This window comes from Bradyrhizobium xenonodulans (genome assembly GCF_027594865.1).
Taxonomy (GTDB): domain Bacteria; phylum Pseudomonadota; class Alphaproteobacteria; order Rhizobiales; family Xanthobacteraceae; genus Bradyrhizobium; species Bradyrhizobium xenonodulans.
In genome coordinates this window covers 6,570,140-6,583,518 of sequence record NZ_CP089391.1, presented here as the reverse complement: position 1 = coordinate 6,583,518, position 13,379 = coordinate 6,570,140, and the positions used below count along the sequence as shown (strand labels likewise).

Genomic DNA, 13,379 nt, shown 5'->3' with positions numbered 1-13,379 from the left:
CTCTCCCCGCAAGCGGGGAGAGGGAGAGAGTTTTACTTCGCCTTCAGGAAATCCGCGACTTCGAGCAGCATGAACTCGTCGTCGTCGGCCTTGTTGGGATCGCGGCTGGACGAGAACGGCAAATTGTTGTCGTTGCCGACGATGATGTGGGTCTCGTCGACCCGATCGACGTTCTCGATGGTGAAGAACGGGAAGGTGTAGACGCCGTCGTTGAGCGGCTTCCGCGCCTTCTTGTCGGGGTCCTGGATCTTCATGAGGTCGATATAGCCGATCTTGCGCACGGGCTTGCCGACATTGGCGTCCGAGAGCTCGATCTTGTAGACGCGCTTGAACTTGGCGAGATCAGGGAAGCAGTTCTCGCCGCGCTGGCCTTGCGGGCAGGCCTTGTCGGCGGTGCCTTCGCCATTGTCGCGCTCGATGATGAGGCCTGAGGCCTGATCGATCATGTTGAAATCGCCGATGGCATTGCCGTTCTGCTCGAACACATACTGCCAGTAGCGGCCGGTGAATTTTTCGGCGGCGACGTCGAATTCGAGGATGCGGGAGGCTTCCTTGCCGTCGACCTTCTCCCAATCCTTCTTCTCGGCGTCCCACAGCGGCCCCTCGAGCAGCCCGTACAGGAATTTTCCGTCCTTCGACGAGGCGAAGCCTTCATAGCCCTTGGAGCGGCGGAGGTTGACGTTGGTGTAGGTCGCGCCCGGCGCGCCCGGCGTCGCCACCGCCCAGTTGTCGGGCGAACGCACCGGCTTGCCGTCGGCAATTGTCTCGAACACGCCGAGGATCTTGCCTGATTTGTCGGCCTTCAGGATGTAGGGACCGAACTCGTCGCCGATCCAGAAGGTATCGCCGATGATCTGAAAACCTTCGGTGTCGAAGTCGGAGCCGGTGAGGTAACGCTTCTCCGTATCCTCGTGCACGATGCGGAACGGCACCTTCTTGTCGGGATCGTGCAGGAAGATGGTCTCCAGCCGCTCGATCTTGCCGCCGGCCCAGTCCATCTTGTAGCGGTTCAGATACAGCATCGAATCCGGCGAGTTGGCGCGCGCGCCCATGCCGTTGTCGGTGATGACCCAGAACGTGCCGTCGGGCATGGTCTTGATGCCGGAATGGCCCTGGAGCGGCTGCCCCTTGAACGGCAGCGACACGCCGGTCGCCCGCTCAAAGGACTTGCCCATCACGGTGCCGAGCGCGTCGACGCGCTTGCCGGTGGTGTATTTGCCTGACGTCTTGAGATCGGCGGGCGCATCCGCCGGCGCGTCGATGAAGGTCGCGGCCGGCATCACCACGTGGCCGGCGAGCTTGGCGGGAAATTCACCTTCGCTCTGCGCGAGCGCGGTGCTCGCGGTGAGAATGATCGTTGCGACGGTGCTGAGAAAAGTCGCGCGCATGTGCGTCTCCTGTTGGCGGACGCACGCGTTATGCGGATAGCCTGTTGCAGTTTTGTGAAATCGGACGAAAGGCCGCAGTGCCAGGTTATTCCTTTACCGCGCCGGTGAGCGAAGACACGTAGTAATCCACGAACAGCGAGTAGAAGATTGCAACCGGAAGCGAGCCGAGCAGCGAGCCTGCCATCAGCGCGCCCCACTGGTAGACGTCGCCGGTGACGAGCTCGGTCAGGATCGCGACCGGCACGGTCTTGTTGGCGCCGCTCTGGATGAAGGCGAGCGCATAGATGAACTCGTTCCAGGACAGCGTGAAGGAGAAGATGCCGGCCGAGATCAGGCCGGGCACCGCGAGCGGCAGCGTGATGCGGCGCAGGATCTGCAGGCGGGTGGCGCCGTCGACCAGCGCGCATTCCTCGAGCTCGTAGGGGATCGACTTGAAATAGCCGATCAAGAGCCAGGTGCAGAACGGCACCAGGAAGGTCGGATAGACCAGGATCAGCGCCATCGGCGAATCGAACAGGCCGAACTGCACCACCACGGTGGCGAGCGGAATGAACAGGATCGACGGCGGCACGAGATAGGCGAGATAGATGCCGAGGCCGACATAGGGGCTGCCGCGGAAGCGCAGGCGTTCGATCGCATAGGCCGCCAGCGTGCTCGCGATCAGCGACAGCGTGGTGGAGCCGATCGCCACCAGCATCGTCGTCCACAGCCAGTGCGGATAGGCTGTGTTGAACAGCAGGTGCTTGATGTGCGCCAGCGTCGGCGAGGAGATCCAGAACGGGTTGTGCTCTTTGTAGTTCATCAGCTCCGCGTTCGGCTTGAACGAGGTGATCGCCATCCAGTAAAACGGAAACAGCAGGATCAGCACGAAGCAGCCGAGCGGCAGATAGATCATCATCAGCCGCCGCAGCCCGGAATCCCAGGCCATGGTGTCTGGCGCGGCCTTCGCGTCGGCCACGGCGGGTCGGGCGACGGTATCAGTCATTGCTCTCTCCCTGCTGCCATTTGCGGCGCGCCAGGCCGAAATAGGAAAACAGCGTCGCGAACACCAGGAACGGGATCATCGACACCGCGATCGCGGCGCCTTCGCCGAGCTCGCCGCCGGCAATGCCGCGCTGGAAGGCGAGCGTCGCCAGCAAATGCGTCGAGTTGCCGGGGCCGCCACGGGTGATGGCGTAGACCAGCTGGAAGTCGGTGAAGGTGAAGATGATCGAGAAGGTCATGACGATGGCGAGGATCGGCATCATCATCGGGAAGGTGATGTAGCGGAAGCGCTGCCAGGCGCTGGCGCCATCGAGCATCGCGGCCTCGTAGAGCGAAGGCGAGATGGTCTGCAAGCCCGCCAGCAGCGAGATCGCGACGAAGGGAATGCCGCGCCAGATGTTGGCGGCGATCAGCGAAAATCGCGCCGGCCAGGGCGAGCCGAGAAAGTCGACATTGCTCGAGCGCCAATGCAGCACGTCGACCAGGAGGTAGGAGATGATCGAGAATTGCGGATCGTAGATCCACCAGAACGCCAGCGCCGACAGCACGGTCGGCACGATCCATGGCAGCAGGATGATCGCGCGCAGCAGGCTCTTGAACGGAAAGTGGTTGTTGAGCAGCAGCGCGAGCCAGAAGCCCAGCGCGAACTTCCCGAAGGTCGCGATTCCCGTATAGACCACGCTGTAGAACACCGCGTTCCACCACAGGGAATCGGTGAGCAGATACTGGAAGTTCTCCAGGCCGACGAAGATGCCCTTTCGACCGATCGTGGTGTCGGTGAAGGCGAGCCAGATGCCGAGGCCGAGCGGATAGGTCAGGAACACCGCGAGCAGCCCGATCGCAGGCGCAAGGCACATCACGACCAGGAACGGCTTGTAGTCGAACAACCGCACCAGCCAGGATTGCTGCCGGTGGGCCATGATTGGAGCGGAGAGCGTGGTCACGGACATCGGGTTTATTGTCCTGTCTGTGAAAGGAACCACGCCGTCATTGCGAGGAAGCTCGCGACAAAATTGCGGAGCAATTTTGCACTGTAGCGACGAGGCAATCCAGGCTGTCTCCGTGGAGGGATTCTGGATTGCTTCGCTCCGCCCGCAATGACGGCAGTTCGATCGTCCGGCGCTACCTCTGCCGCCGGAAGTACCGCTTGCAACGCTGTTCGGCTTCCGCGGCGGCGGCCTCCGGCGTGGCCGCGCCGGTGGCAACCGACGCGCACATCTGAATCAGCACGTAGTCGGCGCTGACGGCGCCGGTCGCCGTCGAGATCGGGCCGGCATAGCCGTCATAATAGGTGCTGTTCATGGTGTCCTTGAACAGCTTCACCTTGGGGTCCTGCGACCACACTGCAGCCTCGGCATAGGCGCCGAGCGGCTGGGCCCAATAGCCGGAGTTGGCGTTGAGCCACGGTTCGTACTGGTCCTTTTCCAGCATGTATTGCAGGAAGGCCTTTGCGGCGTTGGGATACTGGCTGTGCTTGAACAACATGGCATTCAGCGTGAGGCCCGCCATCGGCGAGACCTTGGCCAGGCCTTTGGGCAGCAACTGATGCTCGCTGTCCTCGGCGATCGCCTTGGTCGCCGGATCGTTCTTCAGCGAGAAGTACAGCGAGACGCCGTTGGCGGTCAGCGCAATCTCCTGCGAGGAATAGGCGCGGTTGTTGCTGACGTCATTCCATGACGTCGTGCCGGGGATGAAGGTCGGGTAGAGCTGCTTGACCCAGTTCAGCGCGGCGATCGTCTCCTTGCTGTTGATGACGACATTGCCCTCTTCATCGAGCAGGGCCGCGTTGTGCGACCACAGCGCCCAGTTCGCAAAGCCGTTGCCGTCGCCCTTGGCGTTGCCGAGCGCGAAGCCCGCCGGCTTGCCGGCCTTCTGGAGCTTCTGGCAGAGGTCGAGGATGCCGGCATGGTCTTCCGGCACCTTGTCGAAGCCGACCGATTGCAGGATCGACCTGCGGTAGATCAGGGGACCGGCGGTGGCGCCGAACGGCAGTCCGATCCAGGCGTCGCTCTTGTTCTTCTTGCCGTAGCGCTGCGCCAGCGGCAGCCAGCCGCCATAGCGCTTGCCGACATAGTCGGCGACGTCGGTCAGCTCGATCAGCTTGTCGATATAGATGTGCGGTGCATCGGAGAAGCCGATGATGATGTCGGGGCCGGCGCCGGAATTGGCGGTGACCGCGGTCTGCTGGTTGATGTCTTCCCAGCCGACGAAGTCGACCTTGACCTCGACCCCGGTGTCCTTGGTGAACTTGGCCGCATTGGCGCGGAATACGTCTTCGTCGGCCTGGACGAAGCGGACCGGCCGCAGCATGCGCAAGGTTGCGCCTTTCTCGATCTCGCGCTTGGGCGCCGCCACATCGGCGGCTTTGATATTGGATGTTTGCGCTGCAGCACCGGTGGCGGCAAACGTCGCAGCGGACAGGCCCAGCGCCAAGGCATCACGACGTGTGATGTCGTTCCTCATCAGTACCTCCCTATGATGTCTCCCTTCCCGGCGTTGATCGCCGGTGAAGGGTCGTTTCGGTCTTTTGCCGGTTTCCGGCGCGGCTTGTGGCCGTCCGCCTTAGCTGTTGGGGCCGCGGTCCATGCTGACGGGCTGCCAGCGGCGGAGCGCGGTGCCTTGCAGCACCGACGGGTTGACGCAGCTTACCGGCCACATGCCCTGAAGCACCAGTGACAATTCGTAGCCCACCCGGCGCTTGCGCGCCTCGTCGAACCGTGCCGAGGCCGAGGCGACATGGGCGGTCAGGGTCACATTCTCCATGCTGAGGATGGGATTGTTGTGTGAGGGCGGTTCCGTCTCCAGCACGTCGAGGGCGGCGTGGGCGATCCAGCCTTCTTGCAGCGCCTTGATCAGGCTTTCCTCGTCGACCGTGGCGCCGCGGCCGGTATTGATGAAGACCGAGCCTTTCTTCATTTGCCGAAAGTGCTTCTCGGTCAGCATGTGATGCACCTCGGGCCTTGCCGGGGCGTGCATCGAGACGAAGTCGGATTGCGACAGCACCTCGTTCAGCGTCGCCGGGATCACGCCGTGGTCGTACATCAGCGTTTCCTGGATGAAGGGATCGTAGGCCATCATGCGCAGGCCGAACGGAGCCGCGCGTTTCGCGACCGCACGCGCGACGCGGCCGAACGAGATGAAGCCGAGCGTCTGGCCCATCAGCCGCGGGATCTTCAAGAGCGCCGGCCGGCCCTCGGCCCAGCGCCCGTCGCGCACCATCCGGTCCTGCTCGACCAGGCGGCGGAAGCCGGCCAGCAGCAGCATCATGGCGTGGTCGGCGACCTCCTCGATGAAGGTGTCGGGAATGTTGGTCACCGGAATTCCGCGGGCAGTTGCGGCCTTCACGTCTACGCTGTCGACGCCGACCGAGCCGAGCGTGATGACCTTGCAGCTCTCGAGCGCGTCGATGATCGACTTGGTGATCGGGATGCCCTTGGCATAGATGGCGTCGGCGTTCTTCGCGGCGGCGATGAACTCGGCCTCGTTGGCGGGGGCCTCGACGATTTCGGCGTCGATCGGATCGAGCGCCTCGCGCTCGTAGGAATAATCGCTGCCCGCGACCGTGAAGCTCGCGCCCTTCGGCGTCACCACCCTGTATTTCGGCATTTCCTGCTCCCGATTTGGTTTGTCGGTTCTTGTTGCGGGCCCGGCCTTCTTGGCGGGCCTTTGCGTCTTTTACGCGAAATCGATGCGCACGCGTACAATTCCAGGTTGTCCGGTGTGATGTTTATTGCCGGTTTTGGCGGCGTCGTCCGGGCTTCTACGGAGGCACGTAAGTAACTTGCTAAGGGGTCCCACACTAAAAGTTGATTCAAATCAGAAATAACCAGCGCCGGATCTGCGCGTTCGAGGAGCCCATCGTGAAGTTGAGCAATCTGAAGATCGCCCCCAAGCTGGGCATCCTTGTCGGCGTCACCCTGCTCGGCCTGTGCATTTCCGGTGTTCTCGCCGGCTATCTGATGAAGCGCGAGATGGTGAATGCGCGCATCGACCAGGCCAAGGCGATCGTCGATCTCGGTCGCAACTACGCAGCTGCGCTGAAGAAACGCGTCGATGCCGGCGAGCTGACGAAGGATGCGGCGATGGCCGATCTTCGCCGCTACGGCAACGCGATGACCTATGACAACGGTTCGGGCTATCTGTTCGGCACGTCCTATGACGGCATCACCCAGCTCGCCCCCGATCCGAAGCAGATCGGCACCAACCGCATGGACGTCGTGACCAACGGCCGCAAGCTGTCCCTCGAGCTGATGAACGGCGTCAAGGCCAGCGGCTCGATCCTGCTCTATTATGAATATGTGAAGCCCGGCCAAGAAACGCCGATCCGCAAGATTGGCTATGCAGTCGCAATCCCCGGCTTTGACATGTATCTCGGCACCGGCGCCTATCTCGACGACATCGACGCCAAGATGGGCCCGGTGTTCTGGCTGCTCGGCCTCGCCATGCTCGGCATCCTCCTCGTCGCCGGCGGTGTTGCCTGGCTGATCGGCCGCGGCATCAGCCGTCCACTGGCCCTGCTCGGCACGCGCATGAAGGAGCTCGCCGACGGCAAGCTCGAGGGCGACATCCCCGGCGTCGGCCGCGGCGACGAGGTCGGCGCGATGGCTGCGACCGTCCAGATCTTCAAGGACAACGCAGTTCGTATCCGTGACCTCGAGAAGACCGAGGCGGATGCCAAGGAGCGCGCCGCGGCCGAACGTCGCAGCGCGATGGAGGGCATCGCCAGCGACTTCGAACGCAGCGTCAACGGCATCGTCCGCTCGGTCTCCTCGGCTGCGGCCGGCATGCAGACCACGGCACAGTCGATGACCGCGACCGCCAGCGACGCCTCGTCGCGTGCGGCGACCGTCGGTGCGGCCTCGCAGCAAGCCTCCGGCAATGTCGGCACCGTTGCCGCCGCCGCTGAAGAGCTGTCGAGCTCGGTCGCGGAGATCTCCCGCCAGGTGACACGCTCGACCGAAGTGGCGAGCCGCGCGGTCAGCGATGCCGAGCGCACCAACGCAACGGTGCAGGAGCTCTCCACCGGCGCCGAGAAGATCGGCGAGGTGGTCAAGCTGATCCATTCGATCGCGGCGCAGACCAATCTGCTCGCCCTCAACGCCACCATCGAGGCGGCACGCGCCGGCGAATCAGGCCGCGGCTTCGCCGTGGTCGCCTCCGAGGTCAAGGCGCTGGCCAACCAGACCGCCAAGGCGACCGAGGAAATCTCGGCCCAGGTCGCGGCGATGCAGACCTCGACCAGCGATGCTGTCGCCGCGATCGGCGGCATTACCCAGACGATTGCCGAGATGAGCGAGATCACGGCAGGCATTTCCGCATCGATCGAGCAGCAGGGCGAGGCGACCCGCGAAATCGCCCGCAACATCCAGTCGGTCGCGGCCGGCTCGAGCGAGATCAACGCCAATATCGGCAGCGTCACCTCGGCCGCCGAAGCGACCGGCAGCGCGGCAACCGACGTGCTCACCAACGCCCGCGAGCTGGACAGCCAGTCCGGCGCGCTGCGCAGCGCCGTCGACAGCTTCCTCGCCAAGGTGCGCGCTGCGTAAGTTCTTCTGAGTTGCGTGGGTGCAAAATCCTGCACTGAATTCGTAGGGTGGGCAAAGACGCGAAGCGTCGTGCCCACCTTTCGTTTTTGGTTCGCGATGAAGTCTCCGTGGGCACGCTACGCTTTGCCCACCCTACGAGACCGTCCTACTGCTTCTCGATCTTCGCGTTGGTGATCAGCTTCTCCCACAGCACGAGCTGCTCGTTCACGAATTTGCCGAGCTCTTCCGGGGTCCCGGAGAAGGCGTCCATGCCGAGGGTGGCGAGCTGAGCCTTGATCTCGGGCTTCTCGACGATCTTCCGGATCTCGGCGTTGAGCCGCGTCACGATCTCCTTGGGCATGCCGGCCGGGCCGAAATAGCCTTGCCACGAGGAGATGTCGAAATCCGGCACGCCCGCCTCCTGCATCGAGGGCAGGTTCGGCACCAGCGGCGAACGGTCCTTGGTGGTGACGGCGAGCGCCTTGAGCGCGTTGCCGTTGACGTGGGGCAGGCCGGTCAGGATGTCCACGAACATCATCGAGACGCGGCCGCCCATGACGTCGTTGAGCGCCGGCGGCGAGCTCTTGTAGGGCACGTGCAGGAGGTCGAGCCCGGCATTGTGCGCGAAGGTCGCGCCCGACACGATCGCCGAGGACGAGCCCGAGGCGTAGCTCAGCTTGCCCGGATTGGCCTTGCCATAGGCGACGAGCTCGCCGACGGTCTTGGCCGGCACCTCCGGATGAATGACCAGCATGAAGGGCAGGTCGCCGGTCCGCGCGATCGGGGTGAAGTCCTTCACGGGATCGTAGGTCAGGCTCTTGAGCAGATAGGGATTGGCCGAATGTGTGGTGTTGGTCGTCACCAGCAGCGTGTAGCCGTCGGGGGCGGCGCGCGCGACATAGGTCGCGGCGATCATGCCGTTGGCGCCGGCCTTGTTCTCGATCACGATGCCGACGCCGAGCGCCTGCGCGAGATGCTGCGAGATCAGCCGCGTCGTGGTGTCGGTGCCGCTGCCGGCCGCGAACGGCAGCACCAGCGTGATGTTGCGGCTCGGATAATTGTCGGCCTGCGCGGTGGACGCGGTGGCAAGACACAGCGCGACAAAACACAGCGCGGCCGCGCCGGCCGTGCGCAGGGCTCGGATCAGTGATGACAGCATGTCTGGACGTTCCCTCTTTTTCGTTGGCGGGGAACCTAGCTTCTCTTCGCCCAAATCGGAAGACGGCAGTTTGACGCCCGTTCTGCGGAATTACTTCACCGCAGAGCCCTGGCGCGAGGCGATCACGACGCCGGCGAGCACCAGCGCGTAGCCGATCAGATGGAACGGCTGCAGCTTTTCGCCGAGCAGGACGATCGCCATCGCCGAGCCGAACACCGGCACCAGATGGAAGAAGGGCGCCGCGCGGTTCGGCCCGATCAGCGCTACGCCGCGATTGAAGAAGAGATAGGCCAGCGTCGAGGGAAAGATCAGGATGTAACCCAGCGTTGCCAGCGTCACCGTGTCGAATTGCAGCACGCGGCCGCTTGCCGCCTCCCAGATCGCGGTCGGCAGCAGCATGGTCGCGCCGCAGCAGGTGGTGAAGGACAGGAAGGAGAGTTGGTGGATTTTCGGCCGCCGCGGGATGAAGGCGGAGTAGAGCCCGAACGCCACCAGCGAGGCGGCGAACATGATGTCACCCCGGTTGAAGCTGATGCTGGCGAGCGCGGCCAGATCGCCGCGCAGGATGATGATCAGCACGCCGAGAAGCGAGATCGCGATGCCGCCGAGCTGCGCACCCGTCAGCCGCACGCCGAACAGCACCAGCGACCACAGCGCCACGAACAGCGGTCCGGCCGACTGGATCAGCAGCGCATTCAGCGCCTCGGTGTATTGCATCGCCCAGTAGGAGATCGCGTTGTTGAAGGCAAAGCCCACCAGTGACAGGAACAGCATCAAGGGCAGGCTCTTGCGCAAATTCGGCCAGTCACGCTTCAGATGCGGCCAGGCGAACGGCAGCAGGATCAGGAACACGCCGTACCAGCGGATCGTGGTCACTGTCAGCGGCGGCACATGCGCGCCGACATGGCGCGCGAGCACGATATTGGCCGCCCAGAACAGCGAGCTCAGGCTGAGCAGCAGATAAGGCTGGTTGTTGAGCCAGCTGGCCGGATTCGAGGCCTTCGGCGCGGGCGAAGCAATCGTCATTGACGTCGGATGAGATTGCGCCGGATTGCCGTGGTGACACAAGTCACGCGGCCGCAATGCTACAATGCAGGCATGACCCCGGGAGGCGCCATTGGCGGTTAATATGTTGAACATCGCGGGCCTGGAAGGGCTCGACCGGAACGCACCGGTGGTGATGCTGAATCTGATGCGTTTTCATGCGCACTCGCGCGACGGCAACGGTTCGGGCTGGGACGCCTATCTGCGTTACAGTGCGATCACGGTGCCCATGATCCGGGCCCGCGGCGGCACGCTGCTCTGGACCGGGGAGGCCAAGGCGGTCGCGCTCGGCCCGCACGCCGGCAACGAATGGGATTTCGTCGCGCTGGTGTTTTATCCGTCGGTCGCGGCCTTCCTCGACATGATGACGTCGGAAGCCTACGAGCGTGAGGCCGACCCGCATCGCGTCAACGCCTGCGCCGAGCATGTCATCATTGCGACGAACGAGGCGTACAGCAAGCTCAAGATCGCTTGACGTCTGGCATTCAGTTAGGCCGCGGTGCTGCGACACTCATTTCTTTCGCTCATTCTGAGCCATCACATCCACCGCGGCGTGGCAAGCCGTCTGCAACAGGGCACAGACCTCCTCCGTCGACCGTTGCGGGCTCAGCGCCGCAAAAGACGGATAGCTCGTCAGCACGAAGATCAAATCGACCGTGTCCCGCACGGCGCGCTTCGCCGCAGGCTTGCCGACGATCCGTGACAACAGCGCGGTCAGCAATTCGCGCCGTCGCTCGTTACGCTCGATCAGTGCCTCGCCGAATTCGGGATCGGTCGCGATGGCCTGGTTGAGCCCGCCGATGGCGGGATCGTGCCCCCAGAACGCGCAGAAGATTTCAACGACGCGGTCGAGCGCGGCGCGCGGATCCGCTATCGTCATCACCTCGGCAAGCTCGAACAGCCCGCCCTGGCGGGCGATGTCGTCGAACACAGCCTCCAGCAATCCGCGCCGCGATCCGAACTGGTTGTAGACGGTCAACCGCGTGACGCCGGCCGCCTTCGCGACGACGTCGAGGGAGAAGTTCGCAATGCTCGCATCCTTGCGCAACAGCCGCGCCCCGGCCGCGATGATGCGCTCGCGCGTCGCCGCCGCCGCGGAAGCCCGCGCGGAGCTCACATAATTGCGCTTCGGCATGGCCTTGCCATTCTGTTGACGTATTGACTATACATATTGTATATTAAATTCAGAAGCAGGTTTGGAGCTTGCCATGCAGACTGCCCTCGTGATCGCACTGTCGCTTCATGTGTTGTCGTCCGTGTTCTGGGCGGGATCAAGCTTTGCGCTGGCCCGCATCGGCGGGATCGGCGGTGAGCAACTGGTCTTTCCACAACTCGGTGCGGCGACGATCGCCATCCTGACCGGCGGCTATCTCGGGCATCTCGCTCATTCCGGCAGTTTCGGCACGACCGAGCAGGTGCTCGCGGCCGGTGCGATCTGCGCACTGATCGCGGCCGGTGTGCAGGCGGCCATCGGTCCCCGTGCGCTCATGGCATTGCGTCGTGGCGCGGGCAATCCGGAGGAACTGCGTTCACGTGTCGCCGCCGCCCAACGCGCGGCGGCGGCCCTGCTGGGCATCGCTGCGCTCTGCATGGGTGCTGCCCGCTACATTTGAATGCGGTTCAGGGTGTCCGAGAGGCCGATAGGCAGCTCTGATCTGGAGCGTCGAGAGTTTTCTGGTCCGGATGTCGGACCGTTGCGCGGCTTCCGGCCGCTTTTGAAGGAAGAGCAATGTCCAAGATGATTCTGGTCAACCTGCCTGTACGCGACCTCGCCGCATCGACAGCGTTCTACGTGGCGCTCGGCGGCGTGGTGAATCCCCAATTCTCCGGCGCAAACTCGACCTCGCTCATGTTCACCGACGCGATCGGCGTGATGCTGCTGACCCACGACCAGTATCGTGAATTCACCCAGCGCGAGATCGGCGACGCGCGGCGCCACAGCCAGGCCATGTTCGCTCTCACGGTCGACGACCGCGATGCCGTCGATGCAACGTTGGCTCGCGCGGTGGCTGCGGGCGGGCGCGCCGATCCCAACCCGGCGCAGGATCTCAGCTTCATGTACAACCGGCACATCGAAGACCCGGATGGTTATGTCTGGGAGATGGTATGGATGAACGCGTCAGCGGACGCTTGATCGCAGGTGGACTTGCAAAGACCTTTGACAGAATGCTTGATGAGCCCCGAGCCTAGCTCGTCTGCTTCCGCGACGCTGCGAACACGCCGGCCAGCACCAGTGCGAAGCCGATGAAGTGGAACGCCTGCGGGTGTTCGCCGAGGAACGCCATCGCCATGATCGAGCCGAACACCGGCACGACGTGGAAGAACGGCGCGGCGCGATTGGCCCCGATCAGGCGCACGCCGCGATTGAAGCAGAGATAGGCAAGGGCGGACGGGAAGACCGAGACATAGAACAGGGTCAGCAAATTCGGCCCGTCGAGCTTCATCACCGGCCGCGCGGACAATTCCCAGATCTCCAGCGGGATGAGACAGGCGGCGCCGGCGCCGAAGGTGAAGGCGAGGAACGACAGGCCGTGCATCGGCGGCCGCTTCAGGGTTAGCACCGAGTACAGCGCGAAAATGATCAGCGCGACGATGAAGATGAGGTCGCCCTTGTTGAACGCGATGTTCGACAGCGTGGTGAAATCGCCGTGCAGCAGGATCGTCAGCACGCCGCACATCGACAGCAGCACGCCGAACGCCTGGGCCGCGGTGAGGCGGACGCCGAGGATGGCGAGCGACCACAGCGCCACGACCAGCGGCGCGGCCGACTGCAGCAGCAGCGTGTTGAGCGCCTGGGTATGCTCCAGCGCCCAGTATTGCAGCGTGTTGAAGGCGCCGATGCCGGTGATCGAGAGCGTGACCATCAGGCCGAGCTTGCTGCGGATCGCGGGCCAGTCCTGCGCCAGATGTTTCCAGGCGAACGGCAGCACCAGCAGGAAGGCGAAGCTCCAGCGCAGGAACGACAGTGTGACGGGCGGAATGTGGCCGGCGGCGAGCCGCCCGACAATGGCGTTGCCGGCCCAGCACAGCGAGGTGATGCTGAGCAGCAGATAAGGCTGGTTGGCGATCCAGCTGTGGCCGGATGATTCGGCGCCCGTGGTCTGGCCGGTGGCGGACATTGTGATTGTTGTGGCCCCGCGAGTACGCCGAGGCCCCGGCCCGACGAGGTCGGACCGGCTGAGTGCCCGGCGGCGGCTACCCAAAGACACGGAAATCGAGCCTGCATCAACGGGGTGCGGACGCATCGCGTCCATGCAGCGGCCGATCAGCGCCTCACGC

The 13,379-nt window shown here is 63.9% G+C and carries 13 protein-coding genes; 4 read left to right on the top strand and 9 right to left on the bottom strand.

Translation table 11 applies throughout. The annotated features are described in order from the left end of the window. Positions 1-32: 32 nt before the first annotated feature. From I3J27_RS31325 to I3J27_RS31305, 5 genes are all read right to left on the bottom strand, one after another. A complete protein-coding gene (locus tag I3J27_RS31325) occupies positions 33-1,388 on the bottom strand; it encodes an esterase-like activity of phytase family protein (protein ID WP_270162718.1) in 1,356 nt (451 codons plus the stop codon). Positions 1,389-1,473: 85 nt separating this feature from the next. Further along, the gene (locus I3J27_RS31320; RefSeq protein WP_270162717.1) at positions 1,474-2,373 is read right to left on the bottom strand and encodes a carbohydrate ABC transporter permease; all 900 of its coding nucleotides are present in this window, start codon (positions 2,371-2,373) and stop codon (positions 1,474-1,476) included. Further along, complete coding sequence (locus tag I3J27_RS31315; RefSeq protein ID WP_270162716.1) at positions 2,366-3,322, bottom strand: carbohydrate ABC transporter permease; 957 nt, start codon at positions 3,320-3,322, stop codon at positions 2,366-2,368. Before I3J27_RS31315 ends, I3J27_RS31320 begins: the two co-directional genes overlap by 8 nt. Before the next feature lie 172 nt (positions 3,323-3,494). Continuing rightward, the gene (locus I3J27_RS31310) at positions 3,495-4,835 is read right to left on the bottom strand and encodes an ABC transporter substrate-binding protein (protein WP_270162715.1); all 1,341 of its coding nucleotides are present in this window, start codon (positions 4,833-4,835) and stop codon (positions 3,495-3,497) included. A 99-nt stretch (positions 4,836-4,934) separates the two neighbouring features. Continuing rightward, positions 4,935-5,978, bottom strand: a complete 1,044-nt coding sequence (locus I3J27_RS31305) for a C-terminal binding protein (protein ID WP_270162714.1) — start codon at positions 5,976-5,978, stop codon at positions 4,935-4,937. Positions 5,979-6,232: 254 nt separating this feature from the next. On the opposite strand from I3J27_RS31305, the gene I3J27_RS31300 reads away from it, so the two are divergent. Next, on the top strand, positions 6,233-7,918 hold the full coding sequence (locus tag I3J27_RS31300) for a methyl-accepting chemotaxis protein (RefSeq protein WP_270162713.1): 1,686 nt from the start codon (positions 6,233-6,235) through the stop codon (positions 7,916-7,918). A 145-nt stretch (positions 7,919-8,063) separates the two neighbouring features. Here the strand turns inward: I3J27_RS31300 and I3J27_RS31295 are convergent, their stop codons facing one another. Further along, on the bottom strand, positions 8,064-9,056 hold the full coding sequence (locus I3J27_RS31295) for a Bug family tripartite tricarboxylate transporter substrate binding protein (protein ID WP_270162712.1): 993 nt from the start codon (positions 9,054-9,056) through the stop codon (positions 8,064-8,066). Positions 9,057-9,146: 90 nt separating this feature from the next. Further along, on the bottom strand, positions 9,147-10,082 hold the full coding sequence (locus I3J27_RS31290) for a DMT family transporter (RefSeq protein WP_270162711.1): 936 nt from the start codon (positions 10,080-10,082) through the stop codon (positions 9,147-9,149). Between the two features lie 103 nt (positions 10,083-10,185). Between I3J27_RS31290 and I3J27_RS31285 the strand changes: the two genes are divergently transcribed. Next, positions 10,186-10,575, top strand: a complete 390-nt coding sequence (locus I3J27_RS31285; RefSeq protein WP_270162710.1) for a DUF1330 domain-containing protein — start codon at positions 10,186-10,188, stop codon at positions 10,573-10,575. A 36-nt stretch (positions 10,576-10,611) separates the two neighbouring features. On the opposite strand, the gene I3J27_RS31280 is transcribed toward I3J27_RS31285, so the two are convergent. Continuing rightward, complete coding sequence (locus I3J27_RS31280; protein WP_270162709.1) at positions 10,612-11,235, bottom strand: TetR/AcrR family transcriptional regulator; 624 nt, start codon at positions 11,233-11,235, stop codon at positions 10,612-10,614. 73 nt (positions 11,236-11,308) lie between these two features. Here I3J27_RS31280 and I3J27_RS31275 point away from each other — a divergent pair, with 73 nt between their 5' ends. Both I3J27_RS31275 and I3J27_RS31270 read left to right on the top strand, forming a co-directional pair. Beyond that, a complete protein-coding gene (locus I3J27_RS31275; RefSeq protein ID WP_270162708.1) occupies positions 11,309-11,713 on the top strand; it encodes a hypothetical protein in 405 nt (134 codons plus the stop codon). A gap of 116 nt (positions 11,714-11,829) precedes the next feature. After that, a complete protein-coding gene (locus tag I3J27_RS31270; protein WP_270162707.1) occupies positions 11,830-12,234 on the top strand; it encodes a VOC family protein in 405 nt (134 codons plus the stop codon). A gap of 52 nt (positions 12,235-12,286) precedes the next feature. On the opposite strand, the gene I3J27_RS31265 is transcribed toward I3J27_RS31270, so the two are convergent. Continuing rightward, positions 12,287-13,219: a DMT family transporter gene (locus tag I3J27_RS31265; protein WP_270162706.1), complete on the bottom strand. Its 933-nt coding sequence runs from the start codon at positions 13,217-13,219 to the stop codon at positions 12,287-12,289. Positions 13,220-13,379 lie beyond the last annotated feature (160 nt).

What these genes read in the sequence shown, in the direction of transcription:
- I3J27_RS31305 (WP_270162714.1), bottom strand. Translation starts at nt 5,978, where the DNA reads ATGCCGAAATACAGGGTGGTGACGCCGAAGGGCGCGAGCTTCACGGTC.
- I3J27_RS31295 (WP_270162712.1), bottom strand. Translation starts at nt 9,056, where the DNA reads ATGCTGTCATCACTGATCCGAGCCCTGCGCACGGCCGGCGCGGCCGCG.
- I3J27_RS31315 (WP_270162716.1), bottom strand. Translation starts at nt 3,322, where the DNA reads ATGTCCGTGACCACGCTCTCCGCTCCAATCATGGCCCACCGGCAGCAA.
- I3J27_RS31265 (WP_270162706.1), bottom strand. Translation starts at nt 13,219, where the DNA reads ATGTCCGCCACCGGCCAGACCACGGGCGCCGAATCATCCGGCCACAGC.
- I3J27_RS31320 (WP_270162717.1), bottom strand. Translation starts at nt 2,373, where the DNA reads ATGACTGATACCGTCGCCCGACCCGCCGTGGCCGACGCGAAGGCCGCG.
- I3J27_RS31285 (WP_270162710.1), top strand. Translation starts at nt 10,186, where the DNA reads ATGTTGAACATCGCGGGCCTGGAAGGGCTCGACCGGAACGCACCGGTG.
- I3J27_RS31325 (WP_270162718.1), bottom strand. Translation starts at nt 1,388, where the DNA reads ATGCGCGCGACTTTTCTCAGCACCGTCGCAACGATCATTCTCACCGCG.
- I3J27_RS31270 (WP_270162707.1), top strand. Translation starts at nt 11,830, where the DNA reads ATGTCCAAGATGATTCTGGTCAACCTGCCTGTACGCGACCTCGCCGCA.
- I3J27_RS31280 (WP_270162709.1), bottom strand. Translation starts at nt 11,235, where the DNA reads ATGCCGAAGCGCAATTATGTGAGCTCCGCGCGGGCTTCCGCGGCGGCG.
- I3J27_RS31290 (WP_270162711.1), bottom strand. Translation starts at nt 10,082, where the DNA reads ATGACGATTGCTTCGCCCGCGCCGAAGGCCTCGAATCCGGCCAGCTGG.
- I3J27_RS31310 (WP_270162715.1), bottom strand. Translation starts at nt 4,835, where the DNA reads ATGAGGAACGACATCACACGTCGTGATGCCTTGGCGCTGGGCCTGTCC.
- I3J27_RS31275 (WP_270162708.1), top strand. Translation starts at nt 11,309, where the DNA reads ATGCAGACTGCCCTCGTGATCGCACTGTCGCTTCATGTGTTGTCGTCC.